The following is a 21,444-nucleotide window of genomic DNA, read 5'->3' as shown; positions in this document are numbered from 1 at the left end:
TCATGGAACAAACACTGACACGATATGGACTGACCAACCGCGGGGTCACTCTACACCAGGACCGTGGATCGCCTATGATCGCCCAGAGCTTTCTTGATCTGATGGCCGATGTGGGTGTGGTCTGCAGCCACGGTCGCCCCAGAGTCAGTAATGACAACCCATTCAGTGAAAGCCAGTTTAAAACACTCAAAACGCAACCCGACTTTCCCGGGCGCTTTGACAGCCCGGAATCTGCACGTCTATGGGCGGTGGACTATTTTTGCTGGTACAACCACGAACACCATCACAGCGGGCTGGCTGGCTTTACACCGGCTCAGGTCTACACCGGCAATTATCAGGCCGTGAGCCAGGTGCGACAAGCAACGCTGGATCGGTATTACAAAGATCATCCAGAACGCTTCTGCCAAGGGAAACCAAAAGCCGCATTACCGCCGGAAGCTGTCCACATCAACCCGATCACTTCGGAAGCGCTCGAAGGTGAGACAAGTACCGCTGTGAACTTCCCAACGTTACCGGCAGCACGAAAGGCGCTGGAGCGGACAAATAAATGTTAACGTTTTAAAGAGCTGTCCATATGAGGTTGACATGTTCCGGTGACGGGGCAAAGGTGAAAACCGATCTTTTCTCAGTCTTGAAAGGTTCGATGTGCTCATGTCAGTGGCTCTTCCAAATTACCGCGAGTGCAACCAAAGACATGGCAACAATCGCTAGGTTCTCAGGGGGCATTGTGATTCCGGCGGTTATGTAAGTCTCGAGCCAGTAGTTTATTTCGGTCATGGGGGAGTCCTTGTTTGATATCCATGACCCATTTAACCCTGACAAGGAAAAGATCTCTAGAATGGCCTATTCGTAATTTAAAAGGTATTTCCTTTAAAAACATAATGTTATTTAGTTTTCGATAGTTCATGGGAAGAACTAAATTTTTTAAAAACAGTTTTTTGAGCTGTGACGGATCTACGCAACCTTTGGAGCATTACCAATGCTCGAGAAGGAATTCGGCCACACCTAGGAATCAACCCAGGATAGTGTGTGTCTTTTTGGCACTCGCCTTCACAAAAGGTAAAATGTGTGCCACTATGGCAAACAGTGAGCGAAGACTCACAAGTAAAAATAGGATAGGCCAATAACGGCCACCCAAACTAACGAAAGGTCATCCTTGCTATAAGTAAAAAATGGTAGCAGGGGGCTGGGGAATATATATATGAAAACTATCAATAACTTTGGGAGAAAGGAGTCACGCATCGTCGCTAGAGTCGACGATGCAACTCAACAATTCATCAACGCAGCTGCGGAATTGTGTGGCATGAGCGTCAGTCAATTTTTGATAGACGCAGCCCGCGAGCGAGCACAGGTCGTGACAGAGCAGATGACAAAGATACATGTATCTCTCGATACATCGAATCGAATGTTAGAAGCCTTAGACCGTCCTGTCTCTCTCAGCGCAAGCACAATTGCAAAAGCTAAGAGATACAAGGATATAATCAATGAAAATCGAAACAATCACGAAACAGCATGACCGCAAAAATTTTGACTGCGGTCATGAGGAACTCAATAATTATTTAAGAAGTACAGCGCGCCAGTCAGATACCAAGCGATCAACAAGGACTTGGGTCTTGGTAGACGACGACGTTCCCACTGCCATTCTAGGGTACATCACCCTCGTTCCCAGCGAACAAAATTTTCCCGAAGACTCTAAAGCCGCAAGAAAATTCGGGAAAAATGTTCCGATTTATCGTCTTGCTAAGCTAGCAGTAGAAAAAAACCAATCCGGTAATGGTTTCGGCCATCTCTTGCTAACTCACGCCATCCATTTAGCCGTCATTGCGTCAGAAAGCGTCGGCGGTACGGGAGTGGTTTTTGACTGCAAAAATAGTGATGTTGTCGGTTTTTATATGAGATACACCGAGCATTTCATGTCAATTAGTGATGATGGGTTAACACTCTGGCTGCCAATTACTGTCTGCGCCAAAATTGTTAATTGTTAAAGTGGTTAAAAAAGACAAGCAGTCTGCGCATTCAGCATCGAAAGCAATTGGGGCTTAACGCCCCAGATATCGACTTTAGCGAAACCGCTGTTTTTACTGCTTCGAATTAATCTCTTTATAAGCGAGAAATTTACCGCGCATTTCATCTCTCTTTAAATATGCATGCCCCTAAGGAAGCGCTGATCAAATCGTGATTCACTTCCAGAATGAGGTTCACTCAAATTTCAGCAATATTCTTGGCCAATTTAAGCGCCAGAATCATTAAATGTCCTGATTTCAAGCTATAAAAGCCTTTTACGGCCGAAGTTCGGCCTTTAAGGCCTATATCAGGTGCTTTGAGACGGATTTATCCTGCGAGCGAGTATAAGATTGCCCAGAGCGAACAACGTAAACAGCTGCGCCGTGTTCTTTAACAGCCCCCGGTAACGCACTTTCCGATGCCGGAATAGATTCTTGATCACGTGGAAGGGATGCTCCACCTTGGCGCGGATCTGGGCTTTGGCTCGCTCGAACTGGGTCACCAGGTTTTTGCGCGGACCCTCTGCCATCTTCTTCAGCTTGCCGCGCTTTTCGGCCACGTGCCAGGTAAAATTTTTATCCTTAAACTCGTCGCGCTTGGCAACGCCGGTATAGCCCGCATCCGCATACGCCTCGGTTTCATCACCGTGCAACAGGTGTTCGGACTCGGTGATATCCGCCACATTGGCGGCTGTACCCGTCAAGCTGTGAACCAAACCAGAATCGGCATCTGTGCCAATATGCGCTTTCATGCCGAAGTACCATTCGTTGCCTTTTCTGGTCTGATGCATTTCTGGCGGTCCGACGATTCGGTCCCGCGCTTTCGCTTTGTTCTTGGTCGAGGGCGGTGCCGCGATAATAGTGGCATCGACGATGGTGCCCTCGCGCATGAGCATGCCGCGGTCGGCCAAGTGGCCGTTGATCTGCTCGAAAATCACCTGGGTTAAGGCCTGCTTTTCGAGTAAGTGGCGGAACTTCAACAGCGTTGTGGCATCAGGGACCGATTCCACAGCCAGGTCAATCCCCACAAAATTGCGCAGCGCCTGACTGTCATAGATGGCGTCTTCCAGTGCTTCGTCCGCCAGGGCGTACCACTGCTGCACAAAGTACATCCGCAGCATGCGCTTTAAAGGTATTGGGGGACGGCCTCGTTTGCCGCGAGAATCAGGATAGTAGTACGGTGATAGCGCTTTCAGTAGCCTCGACCAGGGCACGGTCTGCTCCATTTCTGCCAAAAACCGCTCGCGGCGGGTTGTCTTTTTCTTGGCGGCAAATTCTGCCTGGGCGAAACTCGTTTGCTTCATGACAGTCTCTGGCTATTCCTGCGGATGAGCTACTATTTTACTCAACCGGCAACGTGAAGGGAATAAATCAGTGTTTCCCTAAGTCTAGGGGACGGGCGTTTTACAGAATGCAGATTATGCGCATCGCACATACTTGGAGAGAAGAGTCAGCCTAAACTCCAAGAAGCCCCAGAAATCCTCTTAGACAAAATATGCTCAACTCGTTGCCTTAACGGCGTTTATCGGGGAGGTGCTCAATGATTTTATCAAGACGTTGGTTAATGCCTGATACCAGATAATGAATCCATAGCATGCAGATTGAGGCAAAGAACATGATCAAACCGAGCTTAATCGAATAAGCGTATCCGAACCAAAATCCTGGGAACAAAAGCCAGAAAAAAACTCCGCCGACCTCGGGATCTAGACGTCCAAACTGCCGTTTTCTAATCTCTGGTTCGTGATCCATGACCGGATTTCCTAGTAATGCGACGTTGCGTTGCCTGGGATTAATTTTATGTCTGCAGTGTAGCCAATCAACTCCGGGCCCGCTTTGGACAACCTATCAAAACCGTTACTCAGGTGCTCTTGGCCACCCGAGGTATCTGTTGTGGTTCAATGAAACCAGTCACCAACTTCGGCGATGATATCACCGCTACAATGCAGGGGGCTTGCAAGCCCACTTGGGTTCTTGCCGGCAGCAGCTGGGTTGTCGTTCATAACTTTTATGTGCATAAAAAAGATTGTCCTTATGCTTTTTTGGTATTTATAGAATCCTCTGTTATCATATATGATACCTTCAAGAGATGGGAAGTTGAGCGATGGCATGGGACATAAATTTTCCTGATTACCCATAAACCTCAGCCAGTTTCAAAAGCCTTATTGGCATAGGCGGTGTTCTAACGGCAATGAAACAAAATCGCGGCAACATCCTGTCCAGCTCAAAACGCCGGTTGAAGCGATAACAGAACTCCGCCAGGTAGCGCGGCAGGTGTCTGTGATTAATTGCAGGGTAAGCCCCTCTCAGGCTGTTCTTCACATGCCCGATCATCGTGTTGACCCAGGTAAATTCTACCAATGAGACACAGGCTGGCCCACCACCCGTTACAATGCTTGTATGCTGGCACCCCGCTTTTTTAACAGCAGAAAAACATGCCAACCCATCGGATACGACTTGGCACCCTGGCTCAAGATGCTGTTTGGCCCACCGCTCAATCTCTTTCGAACGAAAGCCTTTAACAACATTCATATTCATGTGGATCGGATGCCCGTCTTCATTAACGGAAACCGCGACGACAAAGGGCGTCTTATTGGGCGATCCTCGGCCTGATTTTCCGCCATGGCGCTCACCGCCCCAATAAACATCATCCAGTTGAATTACACCGGATAGCACCTTGCTGTCGTCACGTTCTTTCATGACCTGCATGATTTTGTGCTTGAGGCTCCAGGCGGCGTTGTAAGAAACACCGAGCTGCCGGTGTAATGACAGAGCTGAGAGCCCCGTTTTTGCCTGCGTCAGCAGGTATATCGCCAAGAACCAGGTTGCCAGAGGCAATTTGGTCGCCTCAAAAATGGTGCCGCTAATCAGCGAGTGTTGATGGTGGCAATGATTGCACTGGTAGAGAGCACGAGTCTTTAGAGTGCAATGACTTTTTCCCCCGCATTGAGGGCAGACATAGCCTTGAGGCCAGCGTAATTGAAACAGGGTGTTACGGCACTGCTCTTCGGTACCGTAATCCCTCATGAGTTCTATTAAGCTGTAGCCTTTTTGAAATTGAATTTTGTTTTTCATAATGCAACCCTCGCTCATTCCTGCTACTCGTAAGTATAGGCACGAAGTGTTGGCTGAGCTTGAGGGGTAATCAGGTAAATTTTTACGGAGATGTGGAAGCCGACATTCTTGAAATGCCGGAAAAGATCCAGGCCCGGATGATCCGAATCCTGGAAATGATTGAAAAGCATGGCGCCAACCTGGGCGAGCCACACACGAAGCCTATGGGCAACGGACTTTTTGAGATCCGGGCCAAGGCAAAGGAAGGCATCGGGCGAGGGTTTTTCTGCTACCAAGACGGTGAAGCCATTATGGTGCTTCACGTCTTTGTGAAGAAAGACCAGAAAACACCTAAAAAAGATCTGGAGCTTGCAAAAAATCGACTCCAGGAGGTGAAAAAAGATGAGTCTGACAGCACTTAAAAAAGAAGCATTCAAAAACGAAGCCGTGCGCGAGGAATACGACCGACTGGCTGGTGAGTTCGAATTCATTGATCAGCTAATCACCATGCGATCCAACGCGGGACTGACACAGGATGAACTGGCAAAGCGGATCGGAACCGCGAAAAGCAATATTTCTAGGCTTGAGCGTGGTCGTAGCAATCCCAGCTGGGGAACCCTGAAAAAATACGCAATGGCCTGCGGCTATCGAGTGAAACTAGAAGCAGTCGAGGATATGAAAACGGTCAACGCATGACGGTTTCTTGAAATAATGCACCACCACGGCGACGGTGAGTCGAAAGATTTTAGCCGGGCGGCTAGGTGGCTACGGAAAACGGCTGAACAGGATCATGAAGAGGTAGCGTAGAATTAAAACCGCCAGGGTGTTGGGCGGCACCCTCGGTTTACCATAACGGCCTTCTTATGCGCAGTCGGTAATCAGCAGCAGGCGTGTTGGAATGCAAATACGCCTGCAGGCGGTAAGGAGAGATTACTGGTCGTTGTCTCGGCCTTGCTCTCGGCACCGTTGGCAAAGGCCTAGATAGTAAAGAATGTCGTCGCAGGATTCTTTGACTTCGAAGCCTTGGCTCGAACCCTCGATATAGACCACTGATTTCAACATATCGTTTTGACTGCTTTCGACTTCTTCAAAAGCTGTGACGGTGTCGGCGCGAAGATGAAGTTCTTGTCCAATGGTGGTTCGTAGCTGAATGAACTCTCGGTTAATGAAGCTATAGTCAGCGGTGCTCATTAAAGCGTTTCCTCCCGTTCAAATTCCCCCGTCTAGGATCGGCGAGTGTTGTCATTAAAAAAGTAAACGACAACGTCCCAACCGGCAAGGGCACTGTCCAGACCTAACGCGGCTCCGCCCAGAATATTTAATGTTGACAGCGAACGGGTGGAAATACCAGAAATCAGCAATGGAATTCTGCAGGTTAAGCCGTGCCGGGCTATGCTGGAACGAGATAAGGTAGGAGAAATTATGAAACGGTACCTGATTGCTGGGGTGTTGTGGGGGCTCGCCGGAATCCCACTGGCCGATGCCCTTGAGAAACCCATTCCCTACATCTATTGGGATGAATCCGTCAATCTAGATGCTCGTAAGACCCAACTGAAGCACATTACTTTTTTTTGGCAGGATAGCGGTAAAGGCCTCCGCGAACCTTCGCCGAAGCTGCTGGATTGGTACCAGCGGGAGGAGGCGTTCTACCGGGACCACTTCTTTGAGGATACTGAAGAGGCAGGTCCCAGGGTCTATAGTTTCCTGCGCAGCGAGGAGTTTTCTCACGTTCAGATGTACTACGCCACCCAACGGATTGAAAATATCCTGGGGATGATAGCCAGCACCCAAAAGGAGAGGGACAGTAAGAAGGAGCTGCTTGCTTGGATCGCCCTAACCGCCGAGACACAGCGCTGTCAGGAGCTGATTGAGTTCGCGGATCATTTGCTGCGGGTTAAGGAGATCGGCGCAAGCACCCAACAGTCCATTAAGGAATTCTGCCGTTTCGCCCCCCTCCGGCTTCATCGCAGCGTTATCTTGCCTTTTTACCAGCAGATGTATCTACAGTAGTCACGAATCATCGGGGACCGACGAGCGTTACCCGTCGGTCTCTACACCAAGGTTGGAGGTTGAGATAGAGGTAGAGTAATCAACAAGGAGTCTACGAGGTAAGGGCCTCAGTGGCCCCGTCTTGAACCTTATACCTTTATTAAGAGGCGGGTTACTCTTTTTTCAGGCGGTTGAGTGAGGCATTCAGGGTGGTTCTGGCCACGCCAAAGTGTTCGGCCACCTCTTTTTTCGTGATGTTCGGGTCTAACAGCATGGCTTCCGCTTTCTTTACATCGGCGTCTGACATGGCTGGCTTCCGGCCTCCTTTCCGACCTCGGGCCCGAGCTGCCTTCAATCCAGCGATGGTCCGCTCCCGGATCAGGTCATGCTCGAACTCAGCCAGGGCACCAAATATATGAAACACCAAACGACCGCCTGAACTGGTGGTATCGATGGATTCCGTCAGTGACTTGAAACCGATTTCCCGATCATGAAGATCTTGGACGATCTCCACCAGGTCTTTTAGTGACCGGGCCAGCCGATCAAGTTTCCAGACAACCAGAACATCGCCTTTTCGGAGAGTACGCAGGCACTGCGACAGCTCAGGTCGTTCTCGGGCCTTGCCGGTAAACTTTTCCTGAAAAATTTGCTCGCATCCTGCTTTCTCTAAAGCATCCACCTGGAGTACCGCATTTTGATCCTGAGTGCTGACACGCGCATAACTTATGATCATAAAAGGTACCTTTTGTGGTCATAGATTGTTGTACGTGATTATTGATCATTAAACAAGGTAAAAGCCTGTCGTTTTCAGAAGATGATTGCACGGACTATCAGTAGTCAGCTGCACTGAGTACTCAAGCCTTTATGTAACGATGACGATCCGAAAGTTTTAGCTCTACGGTGAGTGTTCATTCAATTCAGGCGGCATCAATAGTCACAATAGAGTACACCTCAAGGTTACTTTTCAATGTTACATGCTAAAGTGTCACTATAGGGTTTCTAATTGGCATTAGTGACAGTATCATCACCATATCCACCCTAATGTGACAATTGAGCGGAAAACTATGTCTCGTATCGGATATGCGCGTGTTAGCAGTGCCAGCCAGGATCTCGACATTCAAATCGATAAGTTGGCCGCGGCAGGTTGTGAGGTTATTCGGTCTGAAACCGGATCAGGCGCTTCGCGGGACGGGAGAATCGAGCTGAATACCGTACTGGAGTTTCTACGCAAGGATGATGAGCTTGTTGTACACCGGCTAGACCGTCTTGGTCGCTCTACGCGCGATGTGCTGAACCTGGTCCACGAGTTGGACACCAGAGGTGCTTCGTTACGAGTTCTTGAACCGGATATCACAACCAAAGGTGAAATGGGTCGTATGGTGATCACTGTTCTTGGCATGGTTGCGGACATGGAGCTGAAGTTTATTAAGGACCGGCAACGCGCCGGAATTGAGGTAGCGAAGACTAAAGGCACCTATAAAGGTCGCCAAAAAAATGTTGATGACGCCGAGATTCAAAAGCGTGTCGAAAATGGAGAAACCAAGGCCCAGATTGCCAGAGATTTGGGAGTCTCACGAATGACCGTTTATCGGGCTCTCAACAAATAGAGTTTTGTTTGGCTCAATCGCGGCCATCTGCGGTCAAATTTGACCGCCCACAGTAGGTTGGATTTTCGAGTGGATAAGGGGATACCCCAGAGTTGTGGGCGCGCCCACAACTGGAGATAGCATTGTCTGGCCAGGGTGACAGTCAAATTTGACCGCTCCACACCCCACCTGAGACTGCCAATTCGGCCGTTGCAGTCGGCGTGATGAAGCTGTGTTGATTCCATCGACATTGCTTCAATCTATGTCGATTTAATGACGTTTTATCGACATAGATCATCGTTTCAAAGCTGAGTTGGCGAAAAAAAGGCGGAACAACCACCGTCATGTATAGTTTTCTCAATTTTCTATACATATTCGTGCCGACATATATAGAACATTGGCCTTTATACATACATAACTTCCAACTAGGGTGACGGTCACATTTGACCGCCCATAGCAGGCTGGGATTTTGGCTGGACAAGGGAATACCCCGGAGTTGTGGACGCGTCCACAGATGGAGATCGCGTTGTCTGGCCAGGGTGACGGTCAAATTTGACCGCCCATTGCAGGCTGGGGTTTCGGGTGAAAAAATAATTAAGTTGGTAACAAATTCGCCCTTAAGATATTTCGTAGATGCGCTTAGTAGCCTTTAGTAATTTATCCTACTAATACAGGGTTTTCTTTAACGCCCCAGAGTTGTGGCCGCGGCCACAGATTGAGAAAACATTATCTGGACAGGGTGACGGTCAAATTTGACCATCGATAGCAGGCTGGGTTTTCGGATGGACAGGGGGAATCCGGGATTTGTGGGCGCGCCCACAACTGGAGATAGCGGTGTCTGACCAGGGTGACGGTCAAATTTGACCGCTCCGCACCCCACCTGAAACTGCCAATTCGGCCGTTGCAGTCGGCGTGATGAAGCTGTGTTGATTCCATCGACATAGGTCATCGTTCCAAAGCTGAGTTGGCGAAAAAAAGCGGAACAACCACCGTCATGTATAGTTTTCTCAATTTTCTATGCATATCCGTGCCGACATATATAGAATATTGGCTTTTATACATACAGAACTATCGACACCTATAGAAAACAGCCAAACCGAGACAATCACGATGCCAGACCTGAAACCACTGCCTCTTAAGAATATCGAGCATTATGAAAGCCGTGCCGTGCTGAAAAAGACCGCAGAAGCTCACCGCTACCTGGCTGAACTCAAAGGCGTTGCCGCCACAATTCCGAACGAAATTATCCTGATTAACACGCTGACACTGCAAGAAGCTAAGGACAGTTCTGAAATTGAGAACATCGTGACAACACACGATGAAATATACAAAGCAAACCTGTTTACGGAAGCGGTTGCCAACCCTGCTACGAAAGAGGTCCAAGATTACGCCCATGCTTTGCAGGAAGGCTTCCGGGTCGTCAAAGCACAAAAGTTGATTCGCTTACACGATATTCTCGACATGCAGCAGTATCTGGAAAAGAACAACGCTGGCTTTCGCAAGCTGCCAGGCACCGACCTGAAAAATGCTCGCACCGGCGAGACTGTTTATGCGCCTCCCCAAGAAGCGGCTGAAATTGAAGAGATGATGGGTAACCTGTTGACCTACATAAATGATGACGAACAATGTGATGCGGATGTTCTGGTTAAAATGGCCATCATTCATCACCAGTTCGAGAGCATTCACCCTTTTTACGACGGCAATGGTCGAACCGGGAGAATTCTGAACATCCTGTATCTGGTCGCCAAAGGCCTGCTAGACCTTCCTGTGCTTTACCTAAGCGGTTACATCATCCGCAGCAAAGGTGAATACTACTCGCAATTACAGGATGTTCGTGACACCGGCAACTGGGAGCCCTGGCTGCTGTATATACTGGAAGGCATATCTCAAACCGCACAAACAACCATTCAACTAATTCATAAAATCAGAACGCTGATGCAACAGTACAAGCATCGTATGAGAGATGAGTTACCAAAAATCTACCGCCAGGAATTGCTAAACAATCTATTCAGTCACCCCTATACCAAAATCGAGTTCGTCATGAATGAGCTGGGCGTCGGCCGCATCACAGCCACAAAATATCTGGACCAACTGGTTGAGCACGATTTTCTTCATAAGGAAAAAATCGGTCGCGCGAACTACTACATCAATCGGCCTTTATGTTCTTTGCTGATCGAACACGCCTGAAACTCTTAACCTCTTATTTGCTGGAACCACCATGACAGACAACGACATCTGACAGTCACCTCATTCTGTGTGCGCGCACACAACTGGAGATGGCGCTGTCTAACCCGGATGACGGTCAAATTTGACCGCCCATAGTAGGCTGGGATTTCGGGTGAGTAGGGGAAACCCAAGAGTTGTGGACGCGTCCACAGATGGGGAAAGCGTTGTCTGGCCAGGGTGACGGTCAAATTTGACCGTCGATAGCAGGATAAATTTTGGGTAAACAGGGGAAGCCCCAGGGTTGTGGGCGCGCCCACAACCTAGCTCCACCTCGGCAACTGTGACCTGGACGGTCAAATTTGACCGTCGATAGCAGGATGGGATTTTGGGTGAATAAGAGGATACCCCCGAGTTGTGGTCGCGACCACAGATAGAGAAAGCATTGTCTGGCTAGGGTGCCGGTCAAATTTGACCGCGCCATGCCCCGCTTCCAACTGCCGATTCTCCATCCACCGCCTTCTGTGTGCGCGCACACAAATTGCTTTCGCCCTGCCGGCTACCACTTTTTGCCTCCCAATCCCTGCGCTCTTCGGTCAAATTTGACCGCTACTGGCGACCCCCACCCTTCACGGTCAGTTTTTACAGGCACAAGCTTTCTTAAAGTAACTTTTTTCGTAGCTACAGATAGTGTGTCGACGACCAAGCCGCCGAGCTGAAAGAGCGAATCAATGCCGGTACCGAGAAACTGGACGCTGCCCGGGCCGGGCAGCAGGAAGCCGAACGAGCCGCCGCCGTTGCAGCGTCAGAAGTGAAAGCGGAAACGCGCAGAGCCGATCAGGCCGAAAAACGGGAAACCGCTACGGCTGCAAACCTTCAAGACCAGATAGCGGAGCTGAAAAAAGAGGTTGCCAGCGTTCGGGAAGAAGCAAAAACGGCCCGCCTGGCCACGGCTGGCGAGGCTGAAAAATGGCGCGAAACTGTGGCTCTGGAGCACAAGCGAAACGCGGAATTACAGAGCGAACGCGACAATCTAGCCGAACGCCTGGCGGCGCTGGAAGCTACAGAAAAGGGGCCACACCGGCTGTAACCCCTTCGGTTAGTGGCCTCAGGCCACAGTCGCCTCCTTGTCCTCCAGCGTCAGCTCCACGTGGAAGTGCGCCGGACCGGTCAGGTTGACCAAGGCGTCGAGGCCAAACTTGTTGATGCGGCCGTTCAGCAGGTCGTTCAGGCGGGGCTGGGTGATACCCAGGCGCTGCGCCGCCTCTTTCTGAGTGACGTTCCACTCCTTCACGCGCCTGGTGATCTGAATCATCAGCTCGGAGCGCAGGCGCATGTTCAGGGCTTCTTCAGGGGTGTCTTCAATCGCATCCCACACACTTTCGAATCGTTCGTTTGCCATGTCTGTCACCTGGTTAGGTTCCATGTAGTTCTGTTGGGTCTTTCGTTGCTGTCTTGGTTTCTAGTCTGGGATCTCGCTGTAACGTTTCTTGCCGATCTCGATGTCTTGCTTGTCGGTCTTCTGGCTTTTCTTCTGGAAGCAATGAAGCACGTAGATCGCATTACCGCGGTTAGCGACGTAGAAGACCCGAAAAGCGCCATCGTCCTCGCGGATCTTGATCTCCACTACACCGCGCCCCACGGATGGCATAGGCCGGTAGTGAGTCGGGTCCTCACCAGTCTGGGTCCTGTCCAGCTGGTAGCCCGCTTCTCGGCGCGCCTCGCCAGGGAAGTCTCGCAGGCTGGCCAGCGCATCCCCGAGGAACTCCAGGGGCTTCTTTCCTCTCGACATCGGCAGCTCCTGAGATCGTCTACCCGGAATAGTATATCAGCATTGATATAAAGCAAGAGCGCTGAAACATAATGAGGGTTGGCAGACAAACGTGAAAAATTCCCCAAAAACGGTCCTAACTTACTTGGGCAGAGAGCAAATATCGTTCAAATAGAGATGCTTATTTTTCACTCACCTGTTAATAACTATCTCGCTAGTGTCCCTTAACAAAAATCCGTATAGATAATTATTCCGTCCTGTATAATCTGACAAACAGACACAGGAGATGTGCTCATGGCGCGGATAGCTAGACCCCTTGAAGTAAGTGACTCTGAGCGAGAGGAGTTGGAGTCGTGGTTGCGGCGACAACGCATGCCTGCGGCTGAACAGTTGCGAGCGCGCATCATTCTGCTAAGTACTGAAGGCCTTCCAGGCAGGGTGGTCGGTGACCGCGTTGGGGTGACCTCCGAAACGGTGAGTAAGTGGCGAAACCGTTTTAAGGCGCGCCGGGTTGCAGGCCTGACTGATGCGCCCAGAACCGGTCGGCCTCGAACCATAAATGATCAAAAAGTTACTGATTTAATTAATAAAACGCTCAGGGAAAAGCCAAAAAATGCCACCCACTGGTCGACGAAGCTGATGGCAAAAGAGGCCGGATTGAGCGCTATGTCGGTGAGTCGAATCTGGAGGGCTTTTGGTTTGAAGCCGCATCGCCATGATACGTTCAAGCTGTCTACCGATCCCCATTTTGTAGCCAAGGTTCACGATATCGTTGGCTTGTACATGAACCCACCAACGAAGGCGTTGGTGCTGTGTGTCGATGAGAAAAGTCAGATACAAGCTATCAATCGAACTCAGCCAGCGCTGCCCCTGTCCTTCGGGCACACAGAAACCAGAACACATGATTACGTCCGACATGGCACCACGACGCTGTTCGCGGCACTTGATATAGCGACCGGGGAAGTGATCGGCAGACTTCATCGCCGACACCGTGCAACGGAATTCCTGGCCTTTTTAAAAGAGATTGATCGCGCCGTCCCACACGATTTGGACGTTCATCTAGTCATGGACAATTACGGGACACACAAAACGGCAAAGGTGCGCGCCTGGTTTGCCGCGAGGCCGCGCTATCACGTGCATTTCACGCCGACTTCAGCATCCTGGATCAATCAAGTCGAGCGGTTCTTTGGGCTGATTTCAGAGCGCTGGATTAAACGAAATTCACATCGCAGCACACGTGAGCTTGAGAGCTCGATCAAAGACTATCTGAAGATTTACAATGACGACCCGAAACCCTTTGAATGGCATAAATCTGCCGACCAGATTATTGAGTCAATCGCCAGATTATCAGACAAACTCAATAAACAAACGGACTTCTGTTAAGGGACACTAGGTTAGGAGACGCTCAATGAATAGCACCGCAGATGACGGACGACTTGTGCTGGTGGCAACCACCTGGGTACAAACCATGAGCAGCGCGGCTATGTTGCTGGTTCCCACACTGGCGCCACAGATAGCCGCCACCTTCGGCATATCGACCGGGCTGGTGGGGCTGCAGATCAGCTTGCTTTACGGGGTAGCGATGCTGTCTTCAATGCAGGCGGGCGCACTGACCCGCCGGGTCGGGGCCTGTCGGGCAAGCCAGTTCGCTATGGCCTTAGTTTCTGGCGCCTGCATGATCGCGCTTGCTGGCACGTCCACAGCGCTGCTGTCGGCCACGGTGTTATTCGGGATCGCCTACGGCCTGACCAACCCGGCGGCCGCACAGCTCTTGGCGCGCTTTACGCTGAGCCGAAATCGCAACATGGTCTACTCGATCAAACAGTCCGGCGTTCCGTTAGGCGGCATCCTCGTAGGCATCGCGGCACCGCCCCTGGCACAGGCCTGGAGTTGGCACGCGGCGTTCCTTGTGCTGGGAGTGACGACGCTGGCCACGTCGTTAGCACTGCAGTTCCGCCGCCGTTTCTGGGATAACGACCGCGACCCCGACGCCCGGCTGCAGGGTATGGGCAGCCTTAAAGTGCTTTACCGCCGACCGCCGATTCTCTGGCTGGGCCTGGGGGGGTTATTTTTGGCCGCAGCCCAACTCTCGCTGCTGAGTTTTGCCATAGCCTTCATGGTGGAGGAGTTATTGATCGCGCTAGTCACTGCGGGGATCATCATGTCTGTGGTTCATGCTGCAGGTGTGTTCGGGCGTATCGGCTGGGGTCTGCTTGCCGATCGGGTGGGAAGGAGTGTACCGGTGCTCTATTGTCTTGCGCTTGCCATGGCGGGTCTTTTTACAAGTATCGCGCTGCTGGGTACGTCCATGCCTCAGTGGCTTGTGATTGTTCTTTTGGTGGCCGCCGGTCTGACGGCCATTGGCTGGAATGGCGTCTATTTGGCTGAGGTGGCTCGCAGAAGCCCTCAACCCGAGGTTGGGGAGGCCACGGCCGCAGTACTGGTGCTCACCTATATGGGCGTATTGTGTGGCCCCGCACTGTTCAGTCTGATTGTAGGATTGAGTGGGAGCTATGCGATCGGGTTTCTGCTCCCTGCGGTGGCGGCAGTGCTCGCCACTTTCTGCTTGCTCGCCTGTACTCGTGTTAGTGAAATGGCGGTAAATCAGAGCATGAGTAGGCGGTCACCATGATGGGCTAACGTTTGCTGGTACCGCTCCAGGTTTCGGGCCATTCGCTCCATCGGACCCGCTATCGCCAGCCCCAGCGTCTCGCCATAGGCCTTGCGGACAACTGCAACGGCAAGCACATCGTCGACGTTCTCGCCACGCGTTACAAAGTAGCCGCGCTTGCGGCTCACCTTGATGTCTTCCAGGAGCCGTTCACGATCGGTAAGCGTATTTTCAGTGACGGGGAGGAGAGTCAAACGCTCAAGCAGGGCCTCCAGCCGTCCGTCTGGCAGCTGTCCCAACATGGCCTTCCCGATAGCGCTGGAGTACAACGGTTTAGTATCACCCGGCCGAGCGGCGTAGCGTACCGTATGGGTGCCATCGATGACTTCCAGATAGACCACCTCGGCGCCTTGATGCTTGCCCAGTATTACCGTTTCGCCAAGTGCATCGCGGAGATCGTAGAGTACAGGGGAAACACTTTCAAGCAAGGGGTCATGAGCTGTGACGGCTTGCGCCACCTGTAACAGCCGCTTCGTGGGATACACCCGCTTCTTTTCCTCCAGCACGTAGACATAGCCTAAGGATTGCAAAGTCTTGACGAGGGCGTGACAACTACTGACGGGTGCATTGATACGTTTGGCCAAGTCCGTCAGCGATAGAGGAGTCTGGGCCTCGGCAAAGGCCTCGAAGAGCCTCAATGTCCGCGCCGCTGTGCGTACGTTCTCGGGTCCGCGCTCCAGCGACTCTCCGCCTGACCTAGGGTTACTTTTCATAATATTTGGGTCCATCTGTGTGTTCAGAAACTGCTCTAACTACTAAGCATAAACTGGATTTAGTAGCGCGCCGGTGGTTCATAGTGTGAGGTATAACAGGCCTGAAAGCGCATTATATTCACTACTCGGAAAAACATTTCATCTTTCTGAAAAATAATGCTAACGTCGAGTTGGTAGTAAGAACAATTACTCGCCAGAACGCTACGATGCCAACAGGAGAATAACAATGGCACTAACAATCAAAGGCCCGACTACCAAATGGCTGAAAACTCTTATCTCCGGTGCTGCGAGTGTCCTCGCTGCCGGCATGCTACCACTCTACGCAAGCGCTCAACCCCAGCTCGCCATGGGCGGCACCCACAGTGGCTCGGCATTTTACTCTTACCAAGTCACCGTACTTTCGGACTGGATTAAAAACATCGACGGCCTCGATATAAGCATCCAAGAACTTGGCGGGGCCACTGCCTCCACTCAGGCGTTGCTTCGTGATGAAGTGGACATGGGGATCTCGGTAACGTCAGCCGACCACAATGCGATAAACGGTGAGGGCGATTTCCGCCAACCCACAAACAACCTCCGAACCCTGTATTTCTTTGCTCCACTTCCCCTGAACTGGGTGGTGTCGGCTGATTCCGATATTAAAAGCGTCGCCGACCTCGCCGGCCAAGACTTGAATCCCGGCGGCCGAGGCACCGCGACCGAAGGCGAGACCCAAACCGTTCTGGAAATTCTCGGTATTGAACCCAACTACTTTCGTGCCGGCGGCAGCGATGCGCTGGACGCCTATCAGAACCGGAATCTCGACGCGTTCGTTAAGTCCGGCCTCCATCCGGAGGGCTACATCCAGCAGGCGCACTCCTCGAGGCCCGTACGCGTTTTATCGATGACCCAAGATCAGGCACAACAGGTTGCGAATGCGCGCCCCTACTTCAGCGTCGGGAAGGTCGATGTCGGCGGACATTATGGTGAGCAGGCGAACTCCTTGGTTACCGTTCAGACCGCAATCGGGATCAACACCACACCTGACCTTAGCGAGGAAACTGCATACAACATAGTCAAGCGAGCATTCTCCGAGGCAGGCATCCAGGCCGCTGCCGTTGGGTATGCGCCTGCGGCTCAAATCGATCCGGTGCAGCTCACGCTCGACGCTAGCGTTGCGCCACTCCACGCCGGAGTTGTTCGCTATCTGAAGGAGCAGGGCCACGAGGTCCCCGAACGTCTGATCCCACCCGAGTACTCCGAATAACCGCCTCCTGAGGGGTAGTGGCGGCGGCCAGGGGCGCAGATTATGCACTGCCGCTGGCAGTCGGCTGCGAGCGAATATTCCTGAAATTGGGAGAGTAGCGAATGAGTTCTGATGAGCCGGTGGGTCATCTTCGTAGCTTCAGTGGGTTTGCCGGGTGGCTGATCGGCGGGCTTGCAGTGGCGTGGATTGCATTCCATATCGTCACGGCCGGCGTGGGCATGTTACCCAACTATCAACAACGCGCCGTTCACTTGGGGGGCGCTCTGTTTTTTGTATTTCTCCTCTACCAAGGGAGCCCTCGTTTCCCTAAGCTCCAGCTTCTGTTGGTCGACCTGCCCTGCGCATGTGCATGTTTGGTCCTACTGGGCTATGTCTTTGTCAATTACGACGCCATTGTAATGACCAACTGGTTCATTAATGAAGCTGTGGAGAAGGTATTTGGCGTCACCTTGTTTATTCTGTTGCTGGAGGCTGTCCGTCGAACTTTGGGTTGGCTTTTTGTAGGCCTGATCCTCAGTTTCTGTGTTTATGCCTATTTTGGCCCGTACTTCCCAGGTCCTCTTGGCCATCGGGGCCTTTCACTGGACCGTATGATTTACGTCTTTTACATGGGGAGCAACGGCATACTGGGTACACTCATGGGAATTTCAGCGACTGTCGTTGCTCTGTTTCTTATCCTGGGTGCACTACTCAACACCAGCGGCGCCGGCGACACCTTCATCCGGATTGCCATGCGTCTCGGGGGCCGCATGCGCGGCGGATCGGGGATGGTGGCAGTGATCGGTAGCGCGTTCATGGGGATGATCAACGGCAGTACGGTGGCCAACGTTGCCAGTACCGGTGTGCTTACCATTCCCCTCATGCGTCGGCTCGGATTCAATCGCAACCTGGCGGGCTCCGTTGAAGCAGTAGCATCGACCGGTGGGCAGATCATGCCCCCTATAATGGGCCCCGGCGCTTTCCTCATGGCGGAACTATTGGGGATTGGTTATCTCGATGTTGCCAAAGCCGCCCTTGTCCCATCGCTAATGTTCTTCACGGCGCTGTTGCTAGGGGTCTACTTAATGGCCCGGCGTTACAATCTCGAAGCGTTGCCGACTGAACTGATCCCGACTCGACGGGAAGCCTATAATCTCTGGGCGATGACCAATCTGCTTGTGCCGATCGCTGTTTTGCTATTCTTTATTCTTCAGCGTTACACAATACAATTGGCAGTATTCTGGTCGATCATGTCCCTTCTTGCGATGATGATTACCTCCGCGCTGTTCTGGCGCAGCCCGCTCGAAACCAACTTTAGCGATCCTGCTAAAGCGAAGACCGACTTTGATACCCGTGAGGACATACCTCCACGAAAAGAACGAGACAATGCGCCCTTCGTCCGTCTCGCGGGTGTTACAAAGTCGACCTACCGCGGCCTTTATCAGGCCGCGGTGAGCGTGGTTTACATTGCCATGATAATCGCTGCCGCCCAGATTATGGTTTCCGTCATCAACCTGACCGGCTTGGCGGTGACATTTTCACAAATAATTCTTTCGGTCGGTGGTCACTATGTGATCCTATCCCTGATTCTCACTATGCTGCTGGCCATCATTCTGGGCATGGGGATGCCCACTCCTGCCGCCTATGCCGTTGGTGCCGCTGTACTGGCGCCACCACTGCTGGAACTTGGCTTCGATCGCCTTCCGGCGCATCTCTTCCTGTACTTCTTCGCCAGTGCCTCGGCCATTACGCCACCGGTGGCGGCAGGCATTTTCGCGGCCATCGCTATCAGCGGGGGTAGCTTCTTAGGCACGGCCCGGTATGCCCTGACGCTAGCTTGCAGTCTTTTTCTCATGCCCTTCCTCTTCATCCTGAATCCGGAACTCACCCTTGCCGGCAACCCCATAGACGTCCTCATCGCGGTTCTTACCGCCTTCGTGGGCATCGCCTTTCTGTCGGTCGCGGCCGTAGGCCACCTTTGGGGTAGCATGAGTCTACTATCGCGGTTGCTCGTAGGCATTGGCGCCATCGTAATGGCCGTTCCTGGCCTGCTGACAAATATTATCGGCATCACGGTGATTACGGCCGGCCTCGCGGCACACCGTTTCGGGCCCAGCGGAAAACGCAGAGTTCAAAAATGTGGGGCTACGGGCGATCGCGGGAGCAAGTCTCTTTAGGAAGAGGTCTGCTTAGACTGCAGGCGCCGCGGCGAAAGTTTGAGCTTTGGGAGTCAGATACATTCTGATGAGCCGAGTTGGTGTTGGCTCGAAGGAGTAGAAGCAAGAGTGGATGTCCAGCATGTCGGCCCTGGTAAAGCTGGCATGAGGGGATCATAAAGGCTCAACTCCCTGTGGGTCCGGTCTCGATCGGCTCCTTGTTACTCGGGCATGTGAGTGCCATTCAGGCTTGGCCCCATCGCCGGACCTAAGGAAGCGTTGAGCAATTTCCTAATGCCGCATCCGGGCTTCTTGCTATGCATAGAGCTGGGAGCGCGTTTGAACTCATTGGCCATGGCGTCGTCGTGCGCTCCATTGCCTGCATTCGAGGTTGCCAGCTTAAACGGAACCTTTGCGTGGCGTCATCCTATAAAATCCGATGATGGCGCCTTTTGCAGCATTTGGCGGGCGGGGGTAACGGGTGACAGGATACGGCGACCTGCATTTTTTACAAGGCAAGACGTATTGCCAAAGGTGAGCCGGCCAATTCTCCCGGCTCTCCCTCCGCTGGGGTTTTCACGCCCGTTGATTACGCTGCTCTGCCCGGCGACAGAGCAGCGCCTTGTCTGCATCCTCCCGCAGCTTCATCGCTGGCATCATTCCCGGCGTCATGATGATGGCCGTTTTTATGGCTTATATTTCTATCGGCTATGTTCGTATTAAATGTTGAAAACTGTCTGCCTTCACAAAATCCGCCATAAAATCAGAAGGTTGATTTATTTTTGATGAATGCTTATCGAACCATCGGAACCAGCCAAGATAGTGAGGTAGATATTCGGTGGCGACACCGTGGAAACGTTGAATCCAGCCCTTGAGCCGCTGATGGTAGTTGTTCACTCCTTGAATGTGGAAGACTGACGCTTTGACTCTTTCGCCAGCGCTGGCATTGAGCACCTTGTGCTCGAGATGGTGCTTTCGGGTCAACGTTTCAAAGGTCAGATGAGCGTCTGTACAGAGAACGATATCTCGGCTTAATAGGGGTAGCAGGTGAAGTGGTTGAATGGATGTGACCAGCCCAGTTAAGGAATAATACCCTGAACCTGGAGAACCTACATGATCACAAGAAAGCTGTACTCAAAAGAATTCCTGATTACCCATAAACCTCAGCCAGTTTCAAAAGCCTTATTGGCATAGGCGGTGTTCTAACGGCAATGAAACAAAATCGCGGCAACATCCTGTCCAGCTCAAAACGCCGGTTGAAGCGATAACAGAACTCCGCCAGGTAGCGCGGCAGGTGTCTGTGATTAATTGCAGGGTAAGCCCCTCTCAGGCTGTTCTTCACATGCCCGATCATCGTGTTGACCCAGGTAAATTCTACCAATGAGACACAGGCTGGCCCACCACCCGTTACAATGCTTGTATGCTGGCACCCCGCTTTTTTAACAGCAGAAAAACATGCCAACCCATCGGATACGACTTGGCACCCTGGCTCAAGATGCTGTTTGGCCCACCGCTCAATCTCTTTCGAACGAAAGCCTTTAACAACATTCATATTCATGTGGATCGGATGCCCGTCTTCATTAACGGAAACCGCGACGACAAAGGGCGTCTTATTGGGCGATCCTCGGCCTGATTTTCCGCCATGGCGCTCACCGCCCCAATAAACATCATCCAGTTGAATTACACCGGATAGCACCTTGCTGTCGTCACGTTCTTTCATGACCTGCATGATTTTGTGCTTGAGGCTCCAGGCGGCGTTGTAAGAAACACCGAGCTGCCGGTGTAATGACAGAGCTGAGAGCCCCGTTTTTGCCTGCGTCAGCAGGTATATCGCCAAGAACCAGGTTGCCAGAGGCAATTTGGTCGCCTCAAAAATGGTGCCGCTAATCAGCGAGTGTTGATGGTGGCAATGATTGCACTGGTAGAGAGCACGAGTCTTTAGAGTGCAATGACTTTTTCCCCCGCATTGAGGGCAGACATAGCCTTGAGGCCAGCGTAATTGAAACAGGGTGTTACGGCACTGCTCTTCGGTACCGTAATCCCTCATGAGTTCTATTAAGCTGTAGCCTTTTTGAAATTGAATTTTGTTTTTCATAATGCAACCCTCGCTCATTCC

The 21,444-nt window shown here is 51.8% G+C and carries 23 protein-coding genes; 13 read left to right on the top strand and 10 right to left on the bottom strand.

What is annotated here, in order from left to right; genetic code table 11:
* Window positions 1-2 precede the first annotated feature (2 nt).
* The 3 genes from MIH18_RS23450 to MIH18_RS23440 all read left to right on the top strand — a co-directional run bounded on the left by MIH18_RS23450 (window position 3) and on the right by MIH18_RS23440 (window position 1,985).
* A complete protein-coding gene (locus tag MIH18_RS23450; protein ID WP_249014741.1) occupies window positions 3-554 on the top strand; it encodes an integrase core domain-containing protein in 552 nt (183 codons plus the stop codon).
* A gap of 647 nt (window positions 555-1,201) precedes the next feature.
* A complete protein-coding gene (locus MIH18_RS23445) occupies window positions 1,202-1,516 on the top strand; it encodes a DUF1778 domain-containing protein (protein WP_249014740.1) in 315 nt (104 codons plus the stop codon).
* On the top strand, window positions 1,485-1,985 hold the full coding sequence (locus MIH18_RS23440) for an N-acetyltransferase (RefSeq protein ID WP_249014739.1): 501 nt from the start codon (window positions 1,485-1,487) through the stop codon (window positions 1,983-1,985). Before MIH18_RS23445 ends, MIH18_RS23440 begins: the two co-directional genes overlap by 32 nt.
* 326 nt (window positions 1,986-2,311) lie before the next feature.
* On the opposite strand, the gene MIH18_RS23435 is transcribed toward MIH18_RS23440, so the two are convergent.
* From MIH18_RS23435 to MIH18_RS23420, 4 genes are all read right to left on the bottom strand, one after another.
* Window positions 2,312-3,307 carry an IS5 family transposase gene (locus tag MIH18_RS23435; protein WP_249014738.1) on the bottom strand — a complete coding sequence of 332 codons (996 nt, stop codon included), beginning with the start codon at window positions 3,305-3,307 and terminating at the stop codon, window positions 2,312-2,314.
* Window positions 3,308-3,515: 208 nt separating this feature from the next.
* A complete protein-coding gene (locus MIH18_RS23430) occupies window positions 3,516-3,752 on the bottom strand; it encodes a hypothetical protein (RefSeq protein WP_249014737.1) in 237 nt (78 codons plus the stop codon).
* A 146-nt stretch (window positions 3,753-3,898) separates the two neighbouring features.
* Window positions 3,899-4,111: a hypothetical protein gene (locus tag MIH18_RS23425; RefSeq protein WP_249014736.1), complete on the bottom strand. Its 213-nt coding sequence runs from the start codon at window positions 4,109-4,111 to the stop codon at window positions 3,899-3,901.
* Between the two features lie 19 nt (window positions 4,112-4,130).
* Complete coding sequence (locus MIH18_RS23420) at window positions 4,131-5,078, bottom strand: IS1595 family transposase (RefSeq protein WP_249014822.1); 948 nt, start codon at window positions 5,076-5,078, stop codon at window positions 4,131-4,133.
* A gap of 110 nt (window positions 5,079-5,188) precedes the next feature.
* Between MIH18_RS23420 and MIH18_RS23415 the strand changes: the two genes are divergently transcribed.
* Complete coding sequence (locus MIH18_RS23415) at window positions 5,189-5,476, top strand: type II toxin-antitoxin system RelE/ParE family toxin (RefSeq protein WP_249014824.1); 288 nt, start codon at window positions 5,189-5,191, stop codon at window positions 5,474-5,476.
* Window positions 5,457-5,750 carry a helix-turn-helix transcriptional regulator gene (locus MIH18_RS23410; protein WP_249014735.1) on the top strand — a complete coding sequence of 98 codons (294 nt, stop codon included), beginning with the start codon at window positions 5,457-5,459 and terminating at the stop codon, window positions 5,748-5,750. Before MIH18_RS23415 ends, MIH18_RS23410 begins: the two co-directional genes overlap by 20 nt.
* A 234-nt stretch (window positions 5,751-5,984) precedes the next feature.
* Here MIH18_RS23410 and MIH18_RS23405 read toward each other — a convergent pair whose 3' ends face one another.
* The gene (locus MIH18_RS23405) at window positions 5,985-6,245 is read right to left on the bottom strand and encodes a hypothetical protein (protein ID WP_249014734.1); all 261 of its coding nucleotides are present in this window, start codon (window positions 6,243-6,245) and stop codon (window positions 5,985-5,987) included.
* Between the two features lie 231 nt (window positions 6,246-6,476).
* Between MIH18_RS23405 and MIH18_RS23400 the strand changes: the two genes are divergently transcribed.
* On the top strand, window positions 6,477-7,064 hold the full coding sequence (locus tag MIH18_RS23400) for a hypothetical protein (RefSeq protein ID WP_249014733.1): 588 nt from the start codon (window positions 6,477-6,479) through the stop codon (window positions 7,062-7,064).
* Between the two features lie 151 nt (window positions 7,065-7,215).
* On the opposite strand, the gene MIH18_RS23395 is transcribed toward MIH18_RS23400, so the two are convergent.
* The gene (locus MIH18_RS23395) at window positions 7,216-7,776 is read right to left on the bottom strand and encodes a recombinase family protein (protein WP_249014732.1); all 561 of its coding nucleotides are present in this window, start codon (window positions 7,774-7,776) and stop codon (window positions 7,216-7,218) included.
* Between the two features lie 331 nt (window positions 7,777-8,107).
* On the opposite strand from MIH18_RS23395, the gene MIH18_RS23390 reads away from it, so the two are divergent.
* The 3 genes from MIH18_RS23390 (at window position 8,108) to MIH18_RS23380 (ending at window position 11,882) form a co-directional block, all read left to right on the top strand.
* The gene (locus MIH18_RS23390) at window positions 8,108-8,650 is read left to right on the top strand and encodes a recombinase family protein (RefSeq protein ID WP_249014115.1); all 543 of its coding nucleotides are present in this window, start codon (window positions 8,108-8,110) and stop codon (window positions 8,648-8,650) included.
* 1,089 nt (window positions 8,651-9,739) lie between these two features.
* Window positions 9,740-10,816, top strand: coding sequence for a Fic family protein (locus MIH18_RS23385; RefSeq protein WP_249014731.1), 1,077 nt, complete (start codon window positions 9,740-9,742; stop codon window positions 10,814-10,816).
* 787 nt (window positions 10,817-11,603) lie between these two features.
* Window positions 11,604-11,882 carry a hypothetical protein gene (locus MIH18_RS23380; RefSeq protein ID WP_249014730.1) on the top strand — a complete coding sequence of 93 codons (279 nt, stop codon included), beginning with the start codon at window positions 11,604-11,606 and terminating at the stop codon, window positions 11,880-11,882.
* 18 nt (window positions 11,883-11,900) lie between these two features.
* On the opposite strand, the gene MIH18_RS23375 is transcribed toward MIH18_RS23380, so the two are convergent.
* The gene (locus MIH18_RS23375) at window positions 11,901-12,194 is read right to left on the bottom strand and encodes an XRE family transcriptional regulator (protein WP_249014823.1); all 294 of its coding nucleotides are present in this window, start codon (window positions 12,192-12,194) and stop codon (window positions 11,901-11,903) included.
* A 60-nt stretch (window positions 12,195-12,254) separates the two neighbouring features.
* Window positions 12,255-12,584 carry a type II toxin-antitoxin system RelE/ParE family toxin gene (locus MIH18_RS23370; RefSeq protein WP_249014118.1) on the bottom strand — a complete coding sequence of 110 codons (330 nt, stop codon included), beginning with the start codon at window positions 12,582-12,584 and terminating at the stop codon, window positions 12,255-12,257.
* Between the two features lie 273 nt (window positions 12,585-12,857).
* Here MIH18_RS23370 and MIH18_RS23365 point away from each other — a divergent pair, with 273 nt between their 5' ends.
* On the top strand, window positions 12,858-13,946 hold the full coding sequence (locus MIH18_RS23365) for an IS630 family transposase (protein WP_249006263.1): 1,089 nt from the start codon (window positions 12,858-12,860) through the stop codon (window positions 13,944-13,946).
* A gap of 25 nt (window positions 13,947-13,971) precedes the next feature.
* On the top strand, window positions 13,972-15,195 hold the full coding sequence (locus tag MIH18_RS23360; protein ID WP_249014729.1) for an MFS transporter: 1,224 nt from the start codon (window positions 13,972-13,974) through the stop codon (window positions 15,193-15,195).
* Here MIH18_RS23360 and MIH18_RS23355 read toward each other — a convergent pair.
* The gene (locus tag MIH18_RS23355) at window positions 15,168-15,719 is read right to left on the bottom strand and encodes an IclR family transcriptional regulator C-terminal domain-containing protein (protein WP_249014728.1); all 552 of its coding nucleotides are present in this window, start codon (window positions 15,717-15,719) and stop codon (window positions 15,168-15,170) included. The genes MIH18_RS23360 and MIH18_RS23355 overlap by 28 nt on opposite strands.
* A gap of 454 nt (window positions 15,720-16,173) precedes the next feature.
* Between MIH18_RS23355 and MIH18_RS23350 the strand changes: the two genes are divergently transcribed.
* Complete coding sequence (locus MIH18_RS23350; protein WP_249014727.1) at window positions 16,174-17,193, top strand: TAXI family TRAP transporter solute-binding subunit; 1,020 nt, start codon at window positions 16,174-16,176, stop codon at window positions 17,191-17,193.
* Window positions 17,194-17,294: 101 nt separating this feature from the next.
* On the top strand, window positions 17,295-19,349 hold the full coding sequence (locus MIH18_RS23345; protein ID WP_249014726.1) for a TRAP transporter fused permease subunit: 2,055 nt from the start codon (window positions 17,295-17,297) through the stop codon (window positions 19,347-19,349).
* 1,129 nt (window positions 19,350-20,478) lie between these two features.
* On the opposite strand, the gene MIH18_RS23340 is transcribed toward MIH18_RS23345, so the two are convergent.
* Window positions 20,479-21,426 (bottom strand): IS1595 family transposase, encoded by a 948-nt coding sequence (locus MIH18_RS23340; RefSeq protein ID WP_249014822.1) that lies wholly within the window; start codon window positions 21,424-21,426, stop codon window positions 20,479-20,481.
* Between the last annotated feature and the right edge of the window lie 18 nt (window positions 21,427-21,444).

Source organism: Marinobacter sp. M3C (assembly GCF_023311895.1).
In the GTDB taxonomy this organism is placed as follows: domain Bacteria; phylum Pseudomonadota; class Gammaproteobacteria; order Pseudomonadales; family Oleiphilaceae; genus Marinobacter.
The sequence above is the reverse complement of the archived record's forward strand: the minus strand, read 5'-3'. Positions and strand labels throughout refer to the sequence as shown.